This is a genomic window from Streptomyces sp. NPDC001020, assembly GCF_053599115.1.
In genome coordinates this window covers 245,464-260,418 of the sequence record NZ_JBSFLQ010000007.1, presented here as the reverse complement: position 1 = coordinate 260,418, position 14,955 = coordinate 245,464, and the positions used below count along the sequence as shown (strand labels likewise).

The following is a 14,955-nucleotide window of genomic DNA, read 5'->3' as shown; positions in this document are numbered from 1 at the left end:
ACATCCGGCCCGACCGTCTCCCCGGCCCATTCCCCCATCACCACACCAAAGAGTCTGGCCCCGCCGCTCACGCGGCGGGGCCAGAACCCCAAGATTTTCATGAGTCTTCTAGCGGTCCGGGCCGCCGCGGGCCCGCTCACAAGGAGTTCGCCACCGTGTCCAGGTGCGGCAGGTGGTGGTCGAGCCGTTCCCGCTTGGTGCGCAGGTAGGTGAGGTTGTTCTCGCACGGTGGGATCAGCAGCGGCACCTGCTCGTCGACATTGATGCCGTGCCTCAGCAGCGCCTCCCGCTTGCGCGGGTTGTTGGAGAGCAGGCGCACCGACCGTACACCGAGGTCGTGCAGGATCTCCGCGGCGACCTGGTAGTCGCGCGCGTCCACCGGCAGGCCGAGGGCGAGGTTGGCATCGACCGTGTCCAGGCCTTCCGCCTGGAGCTTCATCGCCCGCAGTTTGCCGAGCGGGCCGATGCCACGGCCCTCGTGGCCGCGGAGGTAGACGAGGATGCCGCGCCCCTCGGCCACGATCTCCCGTAAGGACGTCGAGAGTTGGGGACCGCACTCGCAGTGCGTGGAGCCTAAGGCGTCCCCGGTCAGGCACTCCGAGTGGAGACGGACGAGCATCCCCTCTGCCTCGATGTCGCCGTACACCAACGCCACTTGTTCGTCATGGCGGTCGTGGTCGAGATAGCCGACGGCCCGGAAATCACCGTGCTCGGTGGGCAAGGGGGCTGTCACGACCCGGGTGACTCCCGAGGAGTGGGCGTTTCCGCCGAGCACGCCGTCCAAGTCTGTCATGATCTGTCTTCCCTCTGATGAGCACAGTCGGTGGACGAAGGGCCTTGGGAACATGAGCGGTTCGGGAACTGCGGACACTGCTGGGACGCGGCCGACGGACGAGGCGGTTGCCTCCGGGCCGTCGCCCGCGCACTCCGCCGGGGTACTGCCGTCGGACACCTCACAGGACGTACGGGCGCGGGCGGCGGGCCCGTACCGTCAGGTCGCCGTCCTTCCCGTGGGCAGTTTCGAGCAGCACGGTCCATACCTCCCGCTGGCCACCGACACACTGGTCGCCTGCGCGATCGCCCGCGAGGTCGCCGCCGCGTATCCGGTTCATCTCCTTCCTCCGGTGACGATCTCCTGTTCGCACGAGCATGCTGCGTGGCCGGGAACCGTGAGCATCTCCTCCGTCACCCTCCATGCGGTGGTTCGGGACATCGCCGCGTCGCTGCGCCGCTCGGGCGTCGAGGCTCTGGTGCTGGTCAATGGTCACGGAGGGAACTACGTCCTCGGCAATGTCGTCCAGGAATCCGCCGACAGCGGTGTGCGGATGGCGCTCTTCCCCGCCCCGGAGGACTGGGAAGCGGCCCGACAGCGCACCGGTGTGCGCACTTCGCCGCTCAGCGACATGCATGCCGGGGAAATCGAGACCTCCCTTCTTCTGCACTGTCATCCCGAGTGGGTCAGGCCCGGTTACGAGACCGCGGACTTCCTCGCCGACGACCGAAGGCATCTGCTCACCCTCGGCATGTCGGCCTACACGGAGTCCGGTGTCATCGGACGTCCTTCGCTCGCTTCCGCGGAGAAGGGGAAGCGACTTCTCACGGCGCTCACCGACTCCTTCGAGGCGTACTTCTCCCTGGTCGCCGCCGACGAGGCCATCGGCGGTGTGACAGGGACCACGAGCCCGCAGGGCCTGCATTGATGGTGACGTCGCCGCGCCTGTCCTCGTGTCAGGTCGCCGAAGTCCCGTGCACCACCGCGCGAGGAGTACGAGAATTCCGGGCAGGCTCGCGGTGAAGCTCAGGACGCCGTAGACGACCGCGACACCCAGTCCCGTGTCCGTGCCCAGGCCGGCCGCTCCGAAGGCCCAGGCTGCGACGCCCTCCCGGGGGCCCCAGCCGCCGATGTTCAGCGGAAGCCCCATGGCGATGAGGGCCAGCAGGGCCAGCGGCAGGAGCGTGACCAGGGAGGCGTGCGCGCCTGCGGCCCGCGCGGCCACCAGGAACATCAGCAGATGCCCGGCGAGCACGACGGAGGACGATACCAGGACGATCGGCCAACTGGGGCGGCTCAGCAGGGCGTTGTACGCCTCGGCGCATACGGCACGGAGCGCGCGGCGACTGCGGGATCGGCCGGCCGCCCTACCCTTCCGCGTCACCGCCACGACGACGAGCACAGCGAGCGCGGCCAGTGCCAGCGGGGCGGAGAAGTGGCGGGTCCCGGTCAGCACAGGAGAGGGCAGCGTGAGCAGGACCGGCACGCCGACGGCCACGAGGGCCACCTGGCCGACGGTCCGTTCCAGGATCACGGCGCGGACGCCGCGGCCGACGTCACCCGCGCTCCGCCCGTGCCGCACCGCGCGGTGCACGTCGCCGAGCACGCCGCCGGGCAGGGCGGCGTTGAGGAACAGCGCGTGGTAGTAGTCGGCGACGGCCGGGCCGAGCGGCAACCGGATGTCGAGCGCACGGGCGACGCGGCACCAGCGCCAGGCGCTGGACACGGTGGTCAGCGCGCCGATGCCGAGCCCGGCGAGCAGTGTCGGGGCGTCGATCCGCCGCAGCCCGTCGAGGAAGACTCCCGTGCCGAGCCGCCACAGGAGCACCGCGAGGATGACGGCTCCGGCGACCGCGCCGAGGTGGGCGCACAGGTGGGGGCCGCGACGGGTGGGCGGGGCCGCGGTCATGACGCTCCTCCCTTCTGTCGCGGCAGGACCAGTACGTCACTGTGGTGGACCACGACGTGCAGCCGACCCGCCGCGCAGGCCGCCAGGCGGTCGCGTAGATAGGTTTCGGCCCGGGCCGCGAGCTTTGGCCGCTGCTCCACGGCGGCACCGACCCAGCCGCGCAGCCATTTCTCGGTCAGTTCGGCCTTCTGAGCGCCGAGCCGCCAGGGGCTGGGGCGCACGCTCACGCTCGCGCCCATCCGGTCGAACGCCTCACAGGCCTTGCCCACGGCATCGGGGCCGAGGAGCTTTCCGCGCCGCTGGTGGGCGTTGAACGCCTCGCCGACCTCCCGGTCCATGGGATGCGCGGGCGTGAGTTCCACCCGGCCGACCACGGACAGCGTCAGCAGCGCCGGACATCCGGCGCCCACGCACGCCACGGCAAGCATGTCGACCTCGTCGGCGGTGAGGATGTCGAGGAGTGCGGAGGCGGTCAGCAGTGAGGCCCCGGCCAGCGCGTCGGGGCTGAGTCGGCCGATGTCGCCGCGCAGGGTGGTGATGGTGACCGGGCTGCCGTCGGCGGCCGCCGGGGGCGCCCCCGCCATGGCCATGCGAAGCAGGTCGGGGTCACGGTCGTGCAGGATCCAGTGCTGGGTACCGTCGAGGAGCGGGGCGAGCCAGCGGCCCATCGAACCGGTGCCGCAGCCCAGGTCGTGCACCTCCAGGCTGGTGCCGCGCCCGGACCGGTTGGCGAGCCGGATCCGCAGGGGGTCGAGCAGTTCGTGCGCCCGGGCCGCGGCGTCGGCGTCTTCGCGCAGCCGCAGCCACTGGGGAGCGTACCGGGAGGCTTCTTCCTCTCCGCTGCCTGGCTGGGGCATCGCGGAGGGGGCCGCGGGACCGGAGCCATCCGCGGGTGACCAACCGGTCGCTGTGTGCGTGTGGGGCTCCGCCCGGCTCGCGCTCGTGTTCACGCCGCCCTCCGGGGCTCGTGGTGCAGCCGGCTCAGCACACCGGCCAGGTCGCGGGCCGTTGTCGCCCAGCCGTCCAGCCCGGCCCGGCGGCCGCGCGCTGCGGCCTTGAGCCGGCGTCTCAGGTCGGCATCGCCGAACCAGCCGCGCAATTCCGCGGCGAGCGCGGCAGGATCACCCGGCGGTACGAGGATGCCGGGCACCCCGCCGTCGGGCGCGCGCCCGACGGCCTCCGGGAGGCCGCCCACATCGCTGGCAAGGACCGGGAGGCCCCGGGCGAGGGCTTCGGCGGCGGCCATCCCGTACGTCTCGGCGTACGAGGTGAGGACCATGAGGTCGGCCGCGGCGTAGCTCGCGTCGAGTTCGGCGCCGGCCTGGGGGCCGGCCAGGTGGAGCCGGTCGCCGAGGTTGTGCGCGTCGATGAGGGCGCGCAGGCGTGCGACGTACTCGGGGTTCCGGCCGAGGCCACCGACGCAGACACAGGTCCAGGGCAGGTCGGTGACGGTGGCGAAGGCCTCGATCAGCCGGTGCTGTCCCTTGCGCGGGGTGAGAGCGGCGACGCACAGCAGACGGGAGACTCCGTCCGTGCCGGAGGCGAGCGGCGCGATGTCGGTGCCGGGAGCGGCACCATGGACGCGCTCGGGGGCGAGCCCGTGGTGGGAGACGAGCCGGCGCACCGCCCAGTCGCTGGTGGCGATGACGGCGGGCACGGCGCGCAGGGTGGCTCGTTCCTTGGCGTCCAGTTCGGCCGCGACCCGCGGGTCGAGGCCTGTCTCGTCGCCGAGCGGCAGGTGTACGAGGACGGCGAGGCTGAGGCGCCTGGTCTCGGGCGCGACGATTTCGGGGACACCGCAGGCGACCAGACCGTCGAGCAGGACCACCGTGCCGTCGGCCAGCTCCCGTAAGGTTCGGGCGAGTTCGGCTCGGGCGGCCGGCTGCGGCCGGGGCCAGGAGCCGTCGACGATGTGCTGGTGGGCCTGCCAGCCGAAGCCGGGCAGGTCGAGGCAGACGCGACGGTCGTAGACGTTGCCGCCGCTCGGGGCGGCCGGGTCGCCGACGCCGCCCGGCATGACGAAGTGCACGGTGTGCAGGGCCATGGGAATGGTGTCGGTGTTCCCGAGAGCCTTGTCCTGGGCGGGCACGTCGTTCGGGGACGCCCGGTCGGCGGCCTCCCGCCCGGCTGCCGGGCCCGCGGTGGCCGGGGTCATGTGGTCGCTGATCCTGTCGGTCACAGGGCACGCTCGTAACTCGCCCAGGCGATGTGCGACTCGTGCAGTGTGACGGTGACGGAGGCGATCTGGCGGGCACTCTCTCCCAGTGCGCCCTTGTGGATCCGCTCGGCGAGGCGGTCGGCGATCACCTTGGCCAGGAACTCCGTGGAGGTGTTGGTGTTCGCGAAGTCGGGTTCGTTGTCGAGGTTGCGGTAGTTGAGTTCGCTCACCACGGCGCCGAGCTCCTGCGTGGCCAGTCCGATGTCGACGACGATGTTGTCGTCGTCCAACTCGGCCCGACGGAAAGTGGCGTCCACGAGGAACGTCGCTCCGTGCAGGCGCTGCGCGGGCCCGAAGACCTCGCCTTGGAAGCTGTGGGCGATCATCAGGTGATCGCGGACGGTGATGCTGAACAACGAACGACCCTCCAGGTGCGGTGCGTTGATCCCCTGCTGGGGCATGCCCTGTATTACGGCCGCCCCCTGCGCGATGTTCAGCTGCCCGGTCGCCCTTGTCTCGATGCTCCGGGTTCCCTCGAAATCCCTCGGAACCCGCCTCCGAGGTCGGGCGGCTCGGGCAGGCGGGGGCTCAGTCGGCGTCGTACCGGACTCGGTGGCACAGTCCCTTGAGCTCGCCGCGGGCCAGGCGTGGCAGCACGTCCGGGAGGTCTTCGAAGGCGGACTCCCCGGTGATGAGCGCGTCGAACACGGGGTCGGCGAGCAGGTCGAGCGCGAGCGCGAGCCGGTCGGCGTAAGTGCGGGAGGGGCGGGCACGCGGCGAGACGGTGCCGACCTGGCTGCTGCGGACGGTGAGCCGGCGCGAGTGGAAGGCCTCACCGAGCGGCAGGGTGACACGCCGGTCGCCGTACCAGCTGAGTTCGACGACTGTGCCCTCCCGGGCGAGCAGTTCCAGGGAGCGTACAAGGCCCTGTTCCGTGGCAGTGGCGTGGACGACGAGGTCGCAGGAGCCGAGGGCGTCCTCGGGCAGGGCGAAGTCCACGCCGAGCGTGTGGGCGGTGCCGGCGCGCTCGGGATCGGCGTCGACGAGTTGCACGCGGACGCCGGGATGACGGGCCAGGAGGGCGGCGACACAGCAGCCGACCATGCCACCGCCCACGACGGCGATACGGTCTCCGATGAGGGGACCCGCGTCCCACAGCGCGTTGACGGCGGTCTCGACGGTCCCGGCGAGGATGGCGCGCCCGGCGGGCACGGCATCGGGCACGACGGTGACGGCGTCGGCGGGAACGACGTAGTGGCTCTGGTGCGGATACAGACAGAACACGGACCGCCCGACCAGGTCGGCGGGTCCCCGCTCCACCCGTCCGACGCTCAGGTAGCCGTATTTCACCGGTGCCGGGAAGTCACCTTCCTGGAACGGGGCGCGCATGGCGGCATGCTGGCTCTCCGGTACGCCACCGCGGAACACGAGGGTCTCGGTACCCCGGCTGACACCCGAGTACAGCGCGCGTACGAGCACGTCCCCGTCGGCGGGCTCGGGCAGTTCGACCTCGCGTAGTTCACCGTGCCCTGGCGAGCGGAGCCAGAAAGCGCGTGCCGTGCGGTCCATGTGCGTCCCTCCTGAACGGTCCGGCGCCTCTTCCCGTAGACCCCTGCGAGAAGTCGCGCACAACGTACGCGCGAAGACCTCGTCTGTCACTTGGCCGGAGGGTGAGCGGTGGCCGTGAACCGCGCATACGCGCTGATGTACCAGGAGACGACCGTAGGGGCGGGCGCGCAGGTGCTGCTGCTGGCCCTGCTGGGCACGGCGACCGATATGGGTCCGGCCGGCTGGCTGGCCGGCCTGGGGTTCGCGGTCGCCACCTGGACCGTCCTCACCCGCGCGGTGCTCCGCTGCCGTCCGCGCTCCTTCGGCCCGGCCAACCGTGTGACGCTGGGCCGGGCAGTCCTGGTGGGCGCTGTCACAGCGCTGGTGGCGGACTCGTTCGAGGGCACGCCGCCGGTGCCGCTGTTCGTGGGCCTGACAGCCGTGGCGCTGGTCCTGGACGGTGTGGACGGCACGGTGGCCCGCCGTACCGGTACGTCGACCGCGCTGGGCGCACGCTTCGACATGGAGGTCGACGCGTTCCTGATCCTGGTGCTGAGCGTGTACGTGTCGCTGGCACTGGGCCCATGGGTGCTGCTGATCGGTGCGATGCGGTACGTGTACGTGGCCGCGTCCTGGGTGCTGCCGTGGCTGAACGGTGGGCTGCCGTCGAGCATGGCGCGCAAGACGGTGGCAGTGTTTCAGGCGGTCGCCCTGCTGGTCGCCGGGTCGGGGCTGCTGCCGTACTCGGCCCCCGCGGGGCTCGTCGCATGCGCGCTGGCGTCGCTGGTGTGGTCGTTCGGGCGGGACGTGCGGTGGCTGTGGGGTGTACGGGACGGCGCCCGGGGGCCGGTCGAGGCGTCCGGCGCAGTCGTGGCGGAGCCGACCGCCGACCCGGTGGCGGGCCGCTGACCCTTCGGCACGGGCTCCCCTACGGGACGGTTCTGCTCACGTCGAGCCGACCGAGGTGGGTCAGGTTCTCCCGGTCGTCGGCGTCCTCACTGGGCTCGGCGGCGAACCATGCGTCGAGGATCTCCCTGAGCAGCGGCTCGGACGTCTGGCGCAGGCTCAGCGCCAGCACGTTGGCGTCGTTCCAGCGGCGTGCGCCGTCCGCCGTGTACGCGTCCGTGCACAGGGCCGCCCGCACTCCGGGCACCTTGTTGGCGGCGATCGACGCTCTCGTGCCGGTCCAGCAGCACACGACCGCCTGGTCCGAGGATCCATCGGCGACCTCGCGGGCCGCCGCCTCCGAGCATACGGCCCACTGTGTGCCGTCCCCGGGGCGCAGCGCCCCGTGCGTCAGGACCTCGTGGCCGCGACCGCGCAGTTCGGCGACGAGGGCGTGGGCCACGGGTTCGTAGCTGGGCTCGGTGTCGCGGCAGGAGACGCCGAGCGTGCACTCGACGGGTTCCAGCACCTCGTTGATGGCCTCCAGCAGCTCCGGTGCGGCGAACCAGGCCGATCGGGAACGGCGCACGTCCGGGATCACTTGGCTGCCGTCGACCGTGGAAGGCGCCAGAGCACCACGAGCCGCCGCGATGGCCCGCTCCAGCAGAGCGGCCGAAGCCCGCTCCCCCAGGAAGTTGGTGATGCGGCAGACCGTGACCGGAAGCCGCCAGACCGCGTCCATGGACACACGCGACGGCTGACGGCCTGCATCGGATGTCACCGTCAAGGAGTCCTGCACTGTCATCGATTCCTGCCTTCGTCATCGAGTTGAGCAAGCCGCCAGGCACAGGACGACCCGCCCAAGGAGCGCCGGATGCTGTTTCGTCGAGCTCCCTTCAAAGCAAGGCGACGGAGTGGTCGGCGGTCAACGTTCACGGCAAGCGCACGGGCAGACCGGCCCGGACCGACCCGCCAGAGGGATCGCAGCCGTCCGCCCCGGACCATGGGCTGACTTCAGCACCTGCGCCTCACTGCTGGGACATCAACCGACCTGGCGGGCGAGCCTTGCCTACTGCGCTTCCAGCCATGCCCTCGTCACCAGACAGTGAAGGTGATCGACCGGACAGAGCCTAAGGGTCCTTGAGGTGCCTGTACGCGTGAGGACGTGCCCAAGAGCCCACCTTCTGCGCAGCCAGATCCCACCGAATAGCCGTACGCCCGGTGCAAGGTGCCCCGGAGGTCCGGGACCGATGCGGGGGCACGTACGCGGACAAAGGGTGCCGGTCCCGGAAGCGCACCGCTTCCTCCTGGACTACTGGGCCCTCTCCTGCGCGCCCACGACACGCTCCTCGTCCAAGCGGTCGGCCTCCACACGGTCGAGCAGGAACGGCACCAGACCCCGCTCCACAATGGCGCGTTCCCAGGCCTCACGGGCTCGGCATACGGCGGGGTCGTGCTCCGCACGGTCGTAGCCGTCGCGACCCCGCGCGCGGGCCACCAGGAGCCAGGCGAGATCCCCGAGGGCCGCGCCCGCCGTCACCGCGGCGGCGATCACTCCGGCCATCACCAGCCCGTCGTCGATGTGGGGGCGCACGGCGAAGGCGCGCACGCCGAACCCGCACAGCAGGAACACGCCCGTGGCCACGGCCCCGAGGCTGGGCACGAGCACCGCAAGCCCCGGCAGGAATCCGCCTTCGGTACGGCCGTCGCGGCCCGCAAGGCCATCGCCGCACAGCGACCTGTGGCGGTCGGCCGCGGCGGCCAGCAGTGCGCGATAGTGGTCGCACTCGGCGGCGGCGGTGTCGAGGAGGAGGTCACGCGCCTCCAGGGCCTGTGCGCGCAGCCTCTCGCGCGACGGCTCCGCACCGGCGAGGTCGATCACGGCGGTGATCTCCGGGGAGTCCAGGGTCTTCTCGAGTATCCGCGCGAAGACAGCGTCACTCGCTGGTGATGGCTCGTCAGGCTCCTGCACCGGAATCCCCGATCGGCAACAACACCGCCGGACGGTACGACCGGCGGGCGGACGAGCCAAAACCTACAACAGGTAGGACATTCGCCGGGTCCGGCGCCGCGACACGGCGCGCACGTGACACCGAACGCTGCCCGATCATCCGCTCAACGCGCCCCGGGGAGTTCGGCGTCCAGGCCGGTGCACGCCACCTTGCCGTCCACCACGGCACAGGCTTCCACACCTTCGGGTGATGTCACGGCAAGCATGGGGCTCATCCGGCCGCCGGAACCGTCCCCCGGGTACGACGCGGACAACACGTTCCCTCCCGAACGGACGGAGATGACGCGGGCGTGCGACGGCACCACCTGGACCTCGGCCCAGGCGGTGCCGCAGGACGGCGAGTATTCCAGCCGCACGGCGTACGAGGCGTCATGGACCATGCTCTTGACCTGTGCGTCCCGGTCGCAGGCGGAGACGTCGGGCAGCTGCCCTTGGCAGGACTCCCTCTTGCACCGGGGCGCGGCGGCGCTGAGCTGACCGCTCGGCGCACCGGAGCGGCCGGCCGCGACGAGGGTGACGGCCACCGAGACAACCAGGACGATCAGGGCGAGCGCCGACAACGGCACCCGGGAGCGGACGGTCCGTGCCGCGCGGCCGTCGTACGACTGCGTGTCCGCGGCCGGCGGGCGGTCGGCCGCCTCGGCCGCCTCCCAAAGGGTCAGTACGGGGGTCGGGTCGACGCCCGCAAGTCCGGCGAGCGCCTCCACCGCTGAACCAGGGGGTCGCTGGACGCCATTGAGATAGCGGTGCCAGGCGGACTTGCTGTAGGGGGTGCGGGCGGCCAGGGCTGCGAGACTGAGACCGGTGCGCTCCTTCAGATTGCGCAGCTCCGTCACGAACACGCCATCCGCCTGTTCGGGCGAGGCGGGTTCCGGCCCGCAGCGCCTCGTCGTTCGTGCTGCGCCGGCCTTCACGGTCTCGGTCCTTGGGACTGTCGCATGACCTGTCTCTCAACGTGGCTTCTGGTTTGGGCGGTTCGCCCTGGTTGCCGGAATGTGTTCCCAGCAATGTGGTACCACCACACATCGAGACCGGGGTGACACAGGTGAGTTGACGGGGTGAAGGGCGCGCCGACGGCCCGCCCGGGCACGCATGGGTGACCGGGCAGGCCGTTTTCGACGGAGCACGCGCGTCAGCACCAGAGCACGGCGCCTCGCGTACGGACGTAATGGGCGGAAACGTACCCCTTGCCGTGGGCGAGCCGGTACCAGTACCGGTTCCCATGGACATACGAGCCGTTCGTCCTGCAGACCATCAGCAGTCGGCCCTGGCTGTGACGATGGCTGACGGTCCTATAGCCGATGCCGGGACCGGAGCGGACGTTCAGACGAACGTGGTGCGTGGCGACGCGTCCTGCGACCCCGGCGGTATGCCGGTGGTACGCCGTCCGCGTAACGAAGTGGGTGTGACGGAAGTGACGATGGCAGTGGCGGTAGTGGCGGTGGAGGCGGTGGAGGCGGTGGTGATGGCACCGCGCGGTGCGGTGCGCGCTGTGCCGGACCGGCGCGTGCCGGACGGAGACGGGGAGCAGCGTGCGATGGTGCCGAACCGTCGCGACGGCCGGCGCCGGTGCGGCATGGTCGCCCACGGCGGCCACGGCAGCGGTAGGCACGAGGGCGAACAGCGCGACGGCGGCCAGCAGACCGCCCTGCAGTGTCCGACGAATCATAGAAACCTCCGGGCTGACATTGCCGATCACGAAGCGTGATCTCACGTCTCCCAACGTTTCCGCGCGGACGGTCATGGATTCCGTCCCGTTGTTCCTGGGACGCCGAACCACGTCCCGCGGGACGAACAGCGGACGCCGAGCGCCGTCACACGGCGCTTCCCGGTCGAGACCGCCACACCGTCCCAGCTCCTCGGCTACGGCCCCAGGGCGAAGACATGTCCCGGTGTCACGATCTTCGTGATCGCTTCACCGAAGCGGGTGCTGGGCTGCGGGCCGCCGTGGTGGACGTCGGTGTTCAGCAGCACGACGAGGGTCGCGTGCGTCGAGGGGCGATATACGGTCAGGGATTCGTAGCCCGGCAGTGAACCGTTGTGCCCGATCCAGCCCCGGACGTCGAAGAGGCCGAGACCGTAGCCGGCGCCCCGGATCGTGGTCCCGAGCATGGTGAGCCGCTGTCTCTGCGTGGCCGGGCTGAGCAGCGCGGTGCCGTCCGCCAGTCGGCCCGTGGCCACCACACGCGCCCATACGCGCAGATCCCGCAGATCGGAGATCATCGCGCCGGCCGCCCAGGCCCAGGACGGGTTCCAGTCGGCCGCGTCCTCGACCTTCCTCCCGACGGTGCGGTCCGTGTACCCCCGCGCGTGCGGGACCGGGAACTTCGCACCAGCCGGAAAGAGCGTGTGGGTCAGGCCGGCCGGAGCCAGGACGCTCGCCTGAAGGAAGTCCCCGAGCGGCCGGCCCCCTGCCTTCTCGATGACCAGGCCGAGCAGGATGACGTTGGTGTTGCTGTAGTCGTATCCCTGGCCCGGCGGGGACCGAACGGGATGCCTGAAGGAGTAGTGGAGCAACTGCTGCGGCGTGAACGGCCGCCGTGGATCGGCCGCAAGCGCCCGACGGAAGCCCTTGTCGTCGGTGTAGTCGAACAACCCGCTGCGCATCCCGGCCAGTTGACGCAGGGTGACGGTGCCGCCACCCGGGACCCCAGGGACGTATGCCCCGATGGGATCGTCCAGCCTCACCTTGTGCTGGTCGACCAGCCTCAGCAACGCCGTCACCGTGAACGTCTTCGTCTCGCTGCCGATCCGCATCCGCAGGTCCGGCGACATCATCCGGCCGCCATGCCTGTCGGCGGTCCCGAACGACCGCACATAGCTGCCCTTGCCGGGCGCCCACAGCCCCACGGTCACCCCGGGGACGTGCGCCTCCCGCATGACCCGCTGTACGACCTCGTCGAGTTGCCGCGTCACGGCCGGGGTGAGCCCGCGGAACTCACCCCGGAAGGCGGACGCGGCCGACCTGGTGGCGGGCGGTGTGTGCGGTGCGGCGGCGGTGACGGCTGTGGGGCGCCCCTGCGCCCTGAACACGGTCCCGCTCGCGACCGGCAGGACGAGCATGCCTGCGGCAGCGACGGTCAAGGCCCCCTTACGCCACCGCGTACGGGCATACGTCATGGGCGGACTCCCACGTCGGACCTGCAGGTCCAGGCAGCCCGGGCAGACCGGGAAGGCCGGGAAGGCCGGGAAGGCCGGGAAGGCCGGGCAGACCGGGAAGGCCGGTTGGACCTGTCGCACCAGCTGCGCCCGTAGCACCCGTCTCGCCAGTAGCACCCGTCGCACCTGTAGGGCCCGCAGGGCCTGCTTCTCCGGGCAGACCTGGCAGACCTGTCGAACCCGTAGCGCCCGTCGCACCCGTAGGGACTGGCTCTCCGGGCAGACCCGGCAGACCGGTCGAACCCGTAGCACCCGTAGCACCCGTAGCACCCGTGGCGCCAGCCGGACCCTCTGGACCCGTCGGGCCCGTCATACCAACCCCTGCCGGACCCGTCGGCCCCGTCGGACCCGTGACTCCAGCCGGACCCGTCGGACCCGTCGCGCCCGTGGCACCGGCCGGACCCGTCGGGCCGGTGGCACCCTTGCACTTCTCCTTGTTCTTACCCTTGCCCTTGTTTTTGCCGTGGTGGTCACCGGGCGCGGCGGCGCGATGGGGGCTTTTGTCGCAGAAGTGGCCGGTGCCGTAGGACGTCGCCGCGTTCGTGGGCATGCTTCGCATGGCCGCTACAGCAGGGGGGCAACTCCGGTAGCCATCACCAGCGCGAGCGAGCCGAGCATCCCGGCCTTCTTGAACCTGTCCCGGGCCAGCGGCCCGAACAGTGAAGTTGTCCTGAACTCCGGACCCATTTAGGTGCTCCTTGCGTCAACCGTTTCGGGCAGGTCCCCGACTCCGAGAGCGAGCTTGACCCGGCCTCACCCGACCGCTTGACCTCCCCCACCGAAACACGCAGACACATCAACACATCGGACCAATTCCCACATTCCGGTGATGCGACGATCGAATGATTGATGAGTTGTGTGATGCGCCAGGCGAGGCCGACTATCTGCTCACTCTTGACGCGGACCACGTCCTGCGCCAGGACGCCCCGCTGCCGCACCTGACGGCGACGTCGTACATGCTGCGCTACGACACCCCCCGGCACTCAGCACCGCTTCAAGCACCTCATGCGTGGCGACGTCGAGTGGCGTTACGAAGGCGTCACCCACGAGTACCCCTGCAGCGACGAGCCCGACATCCAGGAAAACCTCGACGCGCTGGTCATCGAGGACCACGCCGACGGCGGCTGTCGCAGCGACAAGTTCGAACGCGACGCGCGTCTCTTGCGACGCGAACTCGAACGCGACCCGCACAACCCACGGACGGTCTTCTACCTGGCCAACACCGAACGCGATCTCGGCCATGCGGAAGAGGCGATCGCGCTGTACGAGCGGCGCGCCGCGATGGGCGGCTGGGGCGAGGAGGTCTACTGCTCGCTACTGGAGGCCGGCGTCCTGAGAGCGGAGCAAACGGACGACTGGGCCGGGGCGATGGACTCGTTCTCCCGCGCCTGGAGTCACGTCCCCAGCGGCTCGAAGCCTGCTACGAACTCGCCTCTCGGCTGCGCCTGCAGGGCCGCTACCACAGTGCACACGCCGTCCTCGGCGCCGGCTTTCTCCCCGGCCGGCGGACCGAAGGCAACGCGTGCGGGGCGACGGGACCGGGAACGTACGTGGTGTGGCGGCAAGAAGGTGTGATGGCATGGCAACTCCAACAAAGCGGGCAGTGGTGTGAAGGTCCAGCGCACGAGAAGGCCGGCGAACTGAGCTGCGGAGCAGGCTAGGGGCGAGCCGTGACCGGCCGCGGAGCCGGGTATGGGCTCTCACCCGTCCTTGTGATCTCCTCCACGCATTCGGCCCTGGACACACCGCCCGTTGCCTCAGTCGTCATGTCCGTCCGCCCTCCCGCGCCGCCGTAGAACTCACCGGCGGCCTGAGCGTCCGTCCACGCGTCGGAGGATGTCCTCGCTGAGCCGCCACCGGTCAGTGTCGCGGCGGAAGCGGAACCCTCGCTGCGATCTGATGACTTCGGCCAGCCGCCTCAGCTCCGCCTCATTCAGATCATCGATCATCTGAGCGGTGAGCAGCATGGCGTGGTACTGCTCGAAGGGACTGTGCGAATCTTCGACAGTCGCGAGCGCGGCCTCGAAGTTCCGCAGCTCACGGCTGGCCTGCATCATGGCCAGCGCGGTGACGCGTTGTGCGTCGCTTCCCTCCCGCAGCCAACGCAGGACTTCGTCGGGCTCGAACGTCTGCTCCTCCGAGAGATGACGAGCTCGGGAGACAACCTCGTCCATCGCGCGGGTGCGCGCTCGACCGGAGCGCATCGAGCCGCGCACCGACCTGCAGTCGGCCGCAATGGGCCCCGCGGCGTCCAACAGGGCCTGTGCCTCCGCACGAAGCCGGCCCGCCGTGGTGCTGTCCCCCCGGCGTTCGGACTCCTCGGCCAGTGCGAACCTCTCCGCCGCGGCCGCACGGAGCCTCAGCGTGGCTCCGCCGAATTCGAGGCTCTCTATGCGGTTACCGAGCAGAGCGAGAACGAGCAGGACGCCGCCGAAGCCGAGCAGCACCCCCGTACCGGTCCCGTTCTGGCTCACGAACACCGCGACCGCTCCTGTCCCGAAGGACCCAGCACC

Annotated in this window: 14 protein-coding genes and 2 pseudogenes; 3 read left to right on the top strand and 13 right to left on the bottom strand. The window is 70.7% G+C overall.

Translation table 11 applies throughout. From position 1 onward, the window contains the following. Positions 1-136 precede the first annotated feature (136 nt). On the bottom strand, positions 137-793 hold the full coding sequence (ribA, locus tag ACWDEX_RS09285; protein WP_450462637.1) for a GTP cyclohydrolase II: 657 nt from the start codon (positions 791-793) through the stop codon (positions 137-139). Between the two features lie 52 nt (positions 794-845). On the opposite strand from ribA, the gene ACWDEX_RS09280 reads away from it, so the two are divergent. Then, positions 846-1,700, top strand: a complete 855-nt coding sequence (locus ACWDEX_RS09280) for a creatininase family protein (RefSeq protein ID WP_450462649.1) — start codon at positions 846-848, stop codon at positions 1,698-1,700. Positions 1,701-1,835: 135 nt separating this feature from the next. On the opposite strand, the pseudogene ACWDEX_RS09275 reads toward ACWDEX_RS09280, so the two are convergent. From ACWDEX_RS09275 to ACWDEX_RS09255, 5 genes and pseudogenes are all read right to left on the bottom strand, one after another. Next, positions 1,836-2,681: pseudogene (locus tag ACWDEX_RS09275) on the bottom strand (lysylphosphatidylglycerol synthase transmembrane domain-containing protein); the annotation flags it as partial. After that, entirely contained in the window at positions 2,678-3,538 is an 861-nt protein-coding gene (locus ACWDEX_RS09270; RefSeq protein ID WP_450462636.1) for an SAM-dependent methyltransferase, read from the bottom strand. The pseudogene ACWDEX_RS09275 and the gene ACWDEX_RS09270, both read right to left, overlap by 4 nt. A gap of 89 nt (positions 3,539-3,627) precedes the next feature. Further along, entirely contained in the window at positions 3,628-4,836 is a 1,209-nt protein-coding gene (locus ACWDEX_RS09265) for a glycosyltransferase family 4 protein (protein ID WP_450462648.1), read from the bottom strand. A 20-nt stretch (positions 4,837-4,856) separates the two neighbouring features. Further along, positions 4,857-5,255 (bottom strand): 6-pyruvoyl trahydropterin synthase family protein, encoded by a 399-nt coding sequence (locus ACWDEX_RS09260; RefSeq protein WP_450462647.1) that lies wholly within the window; start codon positions 5,253-5,255, stop codon positions 4,857-4,859. Positions 5,256-5,427: 172 nt separating this feature from the next. Next, positions 5,428-6,408, bottom strand: coding sequence for an NAD(P)-binding protein (locus ACWDEX_RS09255; RefSeq protein WP_450462635.1), 981 nt, complete (start codon positions 6,406-6,408; stop codon positions 5,428-5,430). A 135-nt stretch (positions 6,409-6,543) separates the two neighbouring features. On the opposite strand from ACWDEX_RS09255, the gene ACWDEX_RS09250 reads away from it, so the two are divergent. Beyond that, a complete protein-coding gene (locus ACWDEX_RS09250; RefSeq protein WP_450462646.1) occupies positions 6,544-7,296 on the top strand; it encodes a CDP-alcohol phosphatidyltransferase family protein in 753 nt (250 codons plus the stop codon). Positions 7,297-7,315: 19 nt separating this feature from the next. Here the strand turns inward: ACWDEX_RS09250 and ACWDEX_RS09245 are convergent, their stop codons facing one another. From ACWDEX_RS09245 to ACWDEX_RS09220, 6 genes are all read right to left on the bottom strand, one after another. After that, the gene (locus ACWDEX_RS09245; protein WP_450462645.1) at positions 7,316-7,798 is read right to left on the bottom strand and encodes an RpiB/LacA/LacB family sugar-phosphate isomerase; all 483 of its coding nucleotides are present in this window, start codon (positions 7,796-7,798) and stop codon (positions 7,316-7,318) included. A 786-nt stretch (positions 7,799-8,584) separates the two neighbouring features. Next, positions 8,585-9,244 (bottom strand): hypothetical protein, encoded by a 660-nt coding sequence (locus ACWDEX_RS09240; RefSeq protein WP_450462634.1) that lies wholly within the window; start codon positions 9,242-9,244, stop codon positions 8,585-8,587. A gap of 143 nt (positions 9,245-9,387) precedes the next feature. Further along, positions 9,388-10,125 carry a DUF2690 domain-containing protein gene (locus tag ACWDEX_RS09235; protein WP_450462633.1) on the bottom strand — a complete coding sequence of 246 codons (738 nt, stop codon included), beginning with the start codon at positions 10,123-10,125 and terminating at the stop codon, positions 9,388-9,390. Between the two features lie 290 nt (positions 10,126-10,415). Then, entirely contained in the window at positions 10,416-10,952 is a 537-nt protein-coding gene (locus ACWDEX_RS09230) for a hypothetical protein (RefSeq protein ID WP_450462632.1), read from the bottom strand. Positions 10,953-11,146: 194 nt separating this feature from the next. After that, positions 11,147-12,403 carry a serine hydrolase domain-containing protein gene (locus tag ACWDEX_RS09225; protein WP_450462631.1) on the bottom strand — a complete coding sequence of 419 codons (1,257 nt, stop codon included), beginning with the start codon at positions 12,401-12,403 and terminating at the stop codon, positions 11,147-11,149. A gap of 603 nt (positions 12,404-13,006) precedes the next feature. After that, positions 13,007-13,129 (bottom strand): hypothetical protein, encoded by a 123-nt coding sequence (locus ACWDEX_RS09220; RefSeq protein WP_450462630.1) that lies wholly within the window; start codon positions 13,127-13,129, stop codon positions 13,007-13,009. A 176-nt stretch (positions 13,130-13,305) separates the two neighbouring features. On the opposite strand from ACWDEX_RS09220, the pseudogene ACWDEX_RS09215 reads away from it, so the two are divergent. Next, a pseudogene (locus ACWDEX_RS09215) lies at positions 13,306-13,926 on the top strand (glycosyl transferase family 2); the annotation flags it as partial. A gap of 315 nt (positions 13,927-14,241) precedes the next feature. Here the strand turns inward: ACWDEX_RS09215 and ACWDEX_RS09210 are convergent. After that, positions 14,242-14,916 carry a hypothetical protein gene (locus ACWDEX_RS09210; RefSeq protein ID WP_450462629.1) on the bottom strand — a complete coding sequence of 225 codons (675 nt, stop codon included), beginning with the start codon at positions 14,914-14,916 and terminating at the stop codon, positions 14,242-14,244. Positions 14,917-14,955 lie beyond the last annotated feature (39 nt).

Coding starts and splice junctions, on each gene's coding strand:
- ACWDEX_RS09225 (WP_450462631.1), bottom strand. CDS start 12,403: ATGACGTATGCCCGTACGCGGTGGCGTAAGGGGGCCTTGACCGTCGCT.
- ACWDEX_RS09265 (WP_450462648.1), bottom strand. CDS start 4,836: ATGACCCCGGCCACCGCGGGCCCGGCAGCCGGGCGGGAGGCCGCCGAC.
- ACWDEX_RS09250 (WP_450462646.1), top strand. CDS start 6,544: ATGTACCAGGAGACGACCGTAGGGGCGGGCGCGCAGGTGCTGCTGCTG.
- ACWDEX_RS09280 (WP_450462649.1), top strand. CDS start 846: ATGAGCGGTTCGGGAACTGCGGACACTGCTGGGACGCGGCCGACGGAC.
- ACWDEX_RS09255 (WP_450462635.1), bottom strand. CDS start 6,408: ATGGACCGCACGGCACGCGCTTTCTGGCTCCGCTCGCCAGGGCACGGT.
- ACWDEX_RS09220 (WP_450462630.1), bottom strand. CDS start 13,129: ATGGGTCCGGAGTTCAGGACAACTTCACTGTTCGGGCCGCTGGCCCGG.
- ribA (WP_450462637.1), bottom strand. CDS start 793: ATGACAGACTTGGACGGCGTGCTCGGCGGAAACGCCCACTCCTCGGGA.
- ACWDEX_RS09230 (WP_450462632.1), bottom strand. CDS start 10,952: ATGATTCGTCGGACACTGCAGGGCGGTCTGCTGGCCGCCGTCGCGCTG.
- ACWDEX_RS09270 (WP_450462636.1), bottom strand. CDS start 3,538: ATGCCCCAGCCAGGCAGCGGAGAGGAAGAAGCCTCCCGGTACGCTCCC.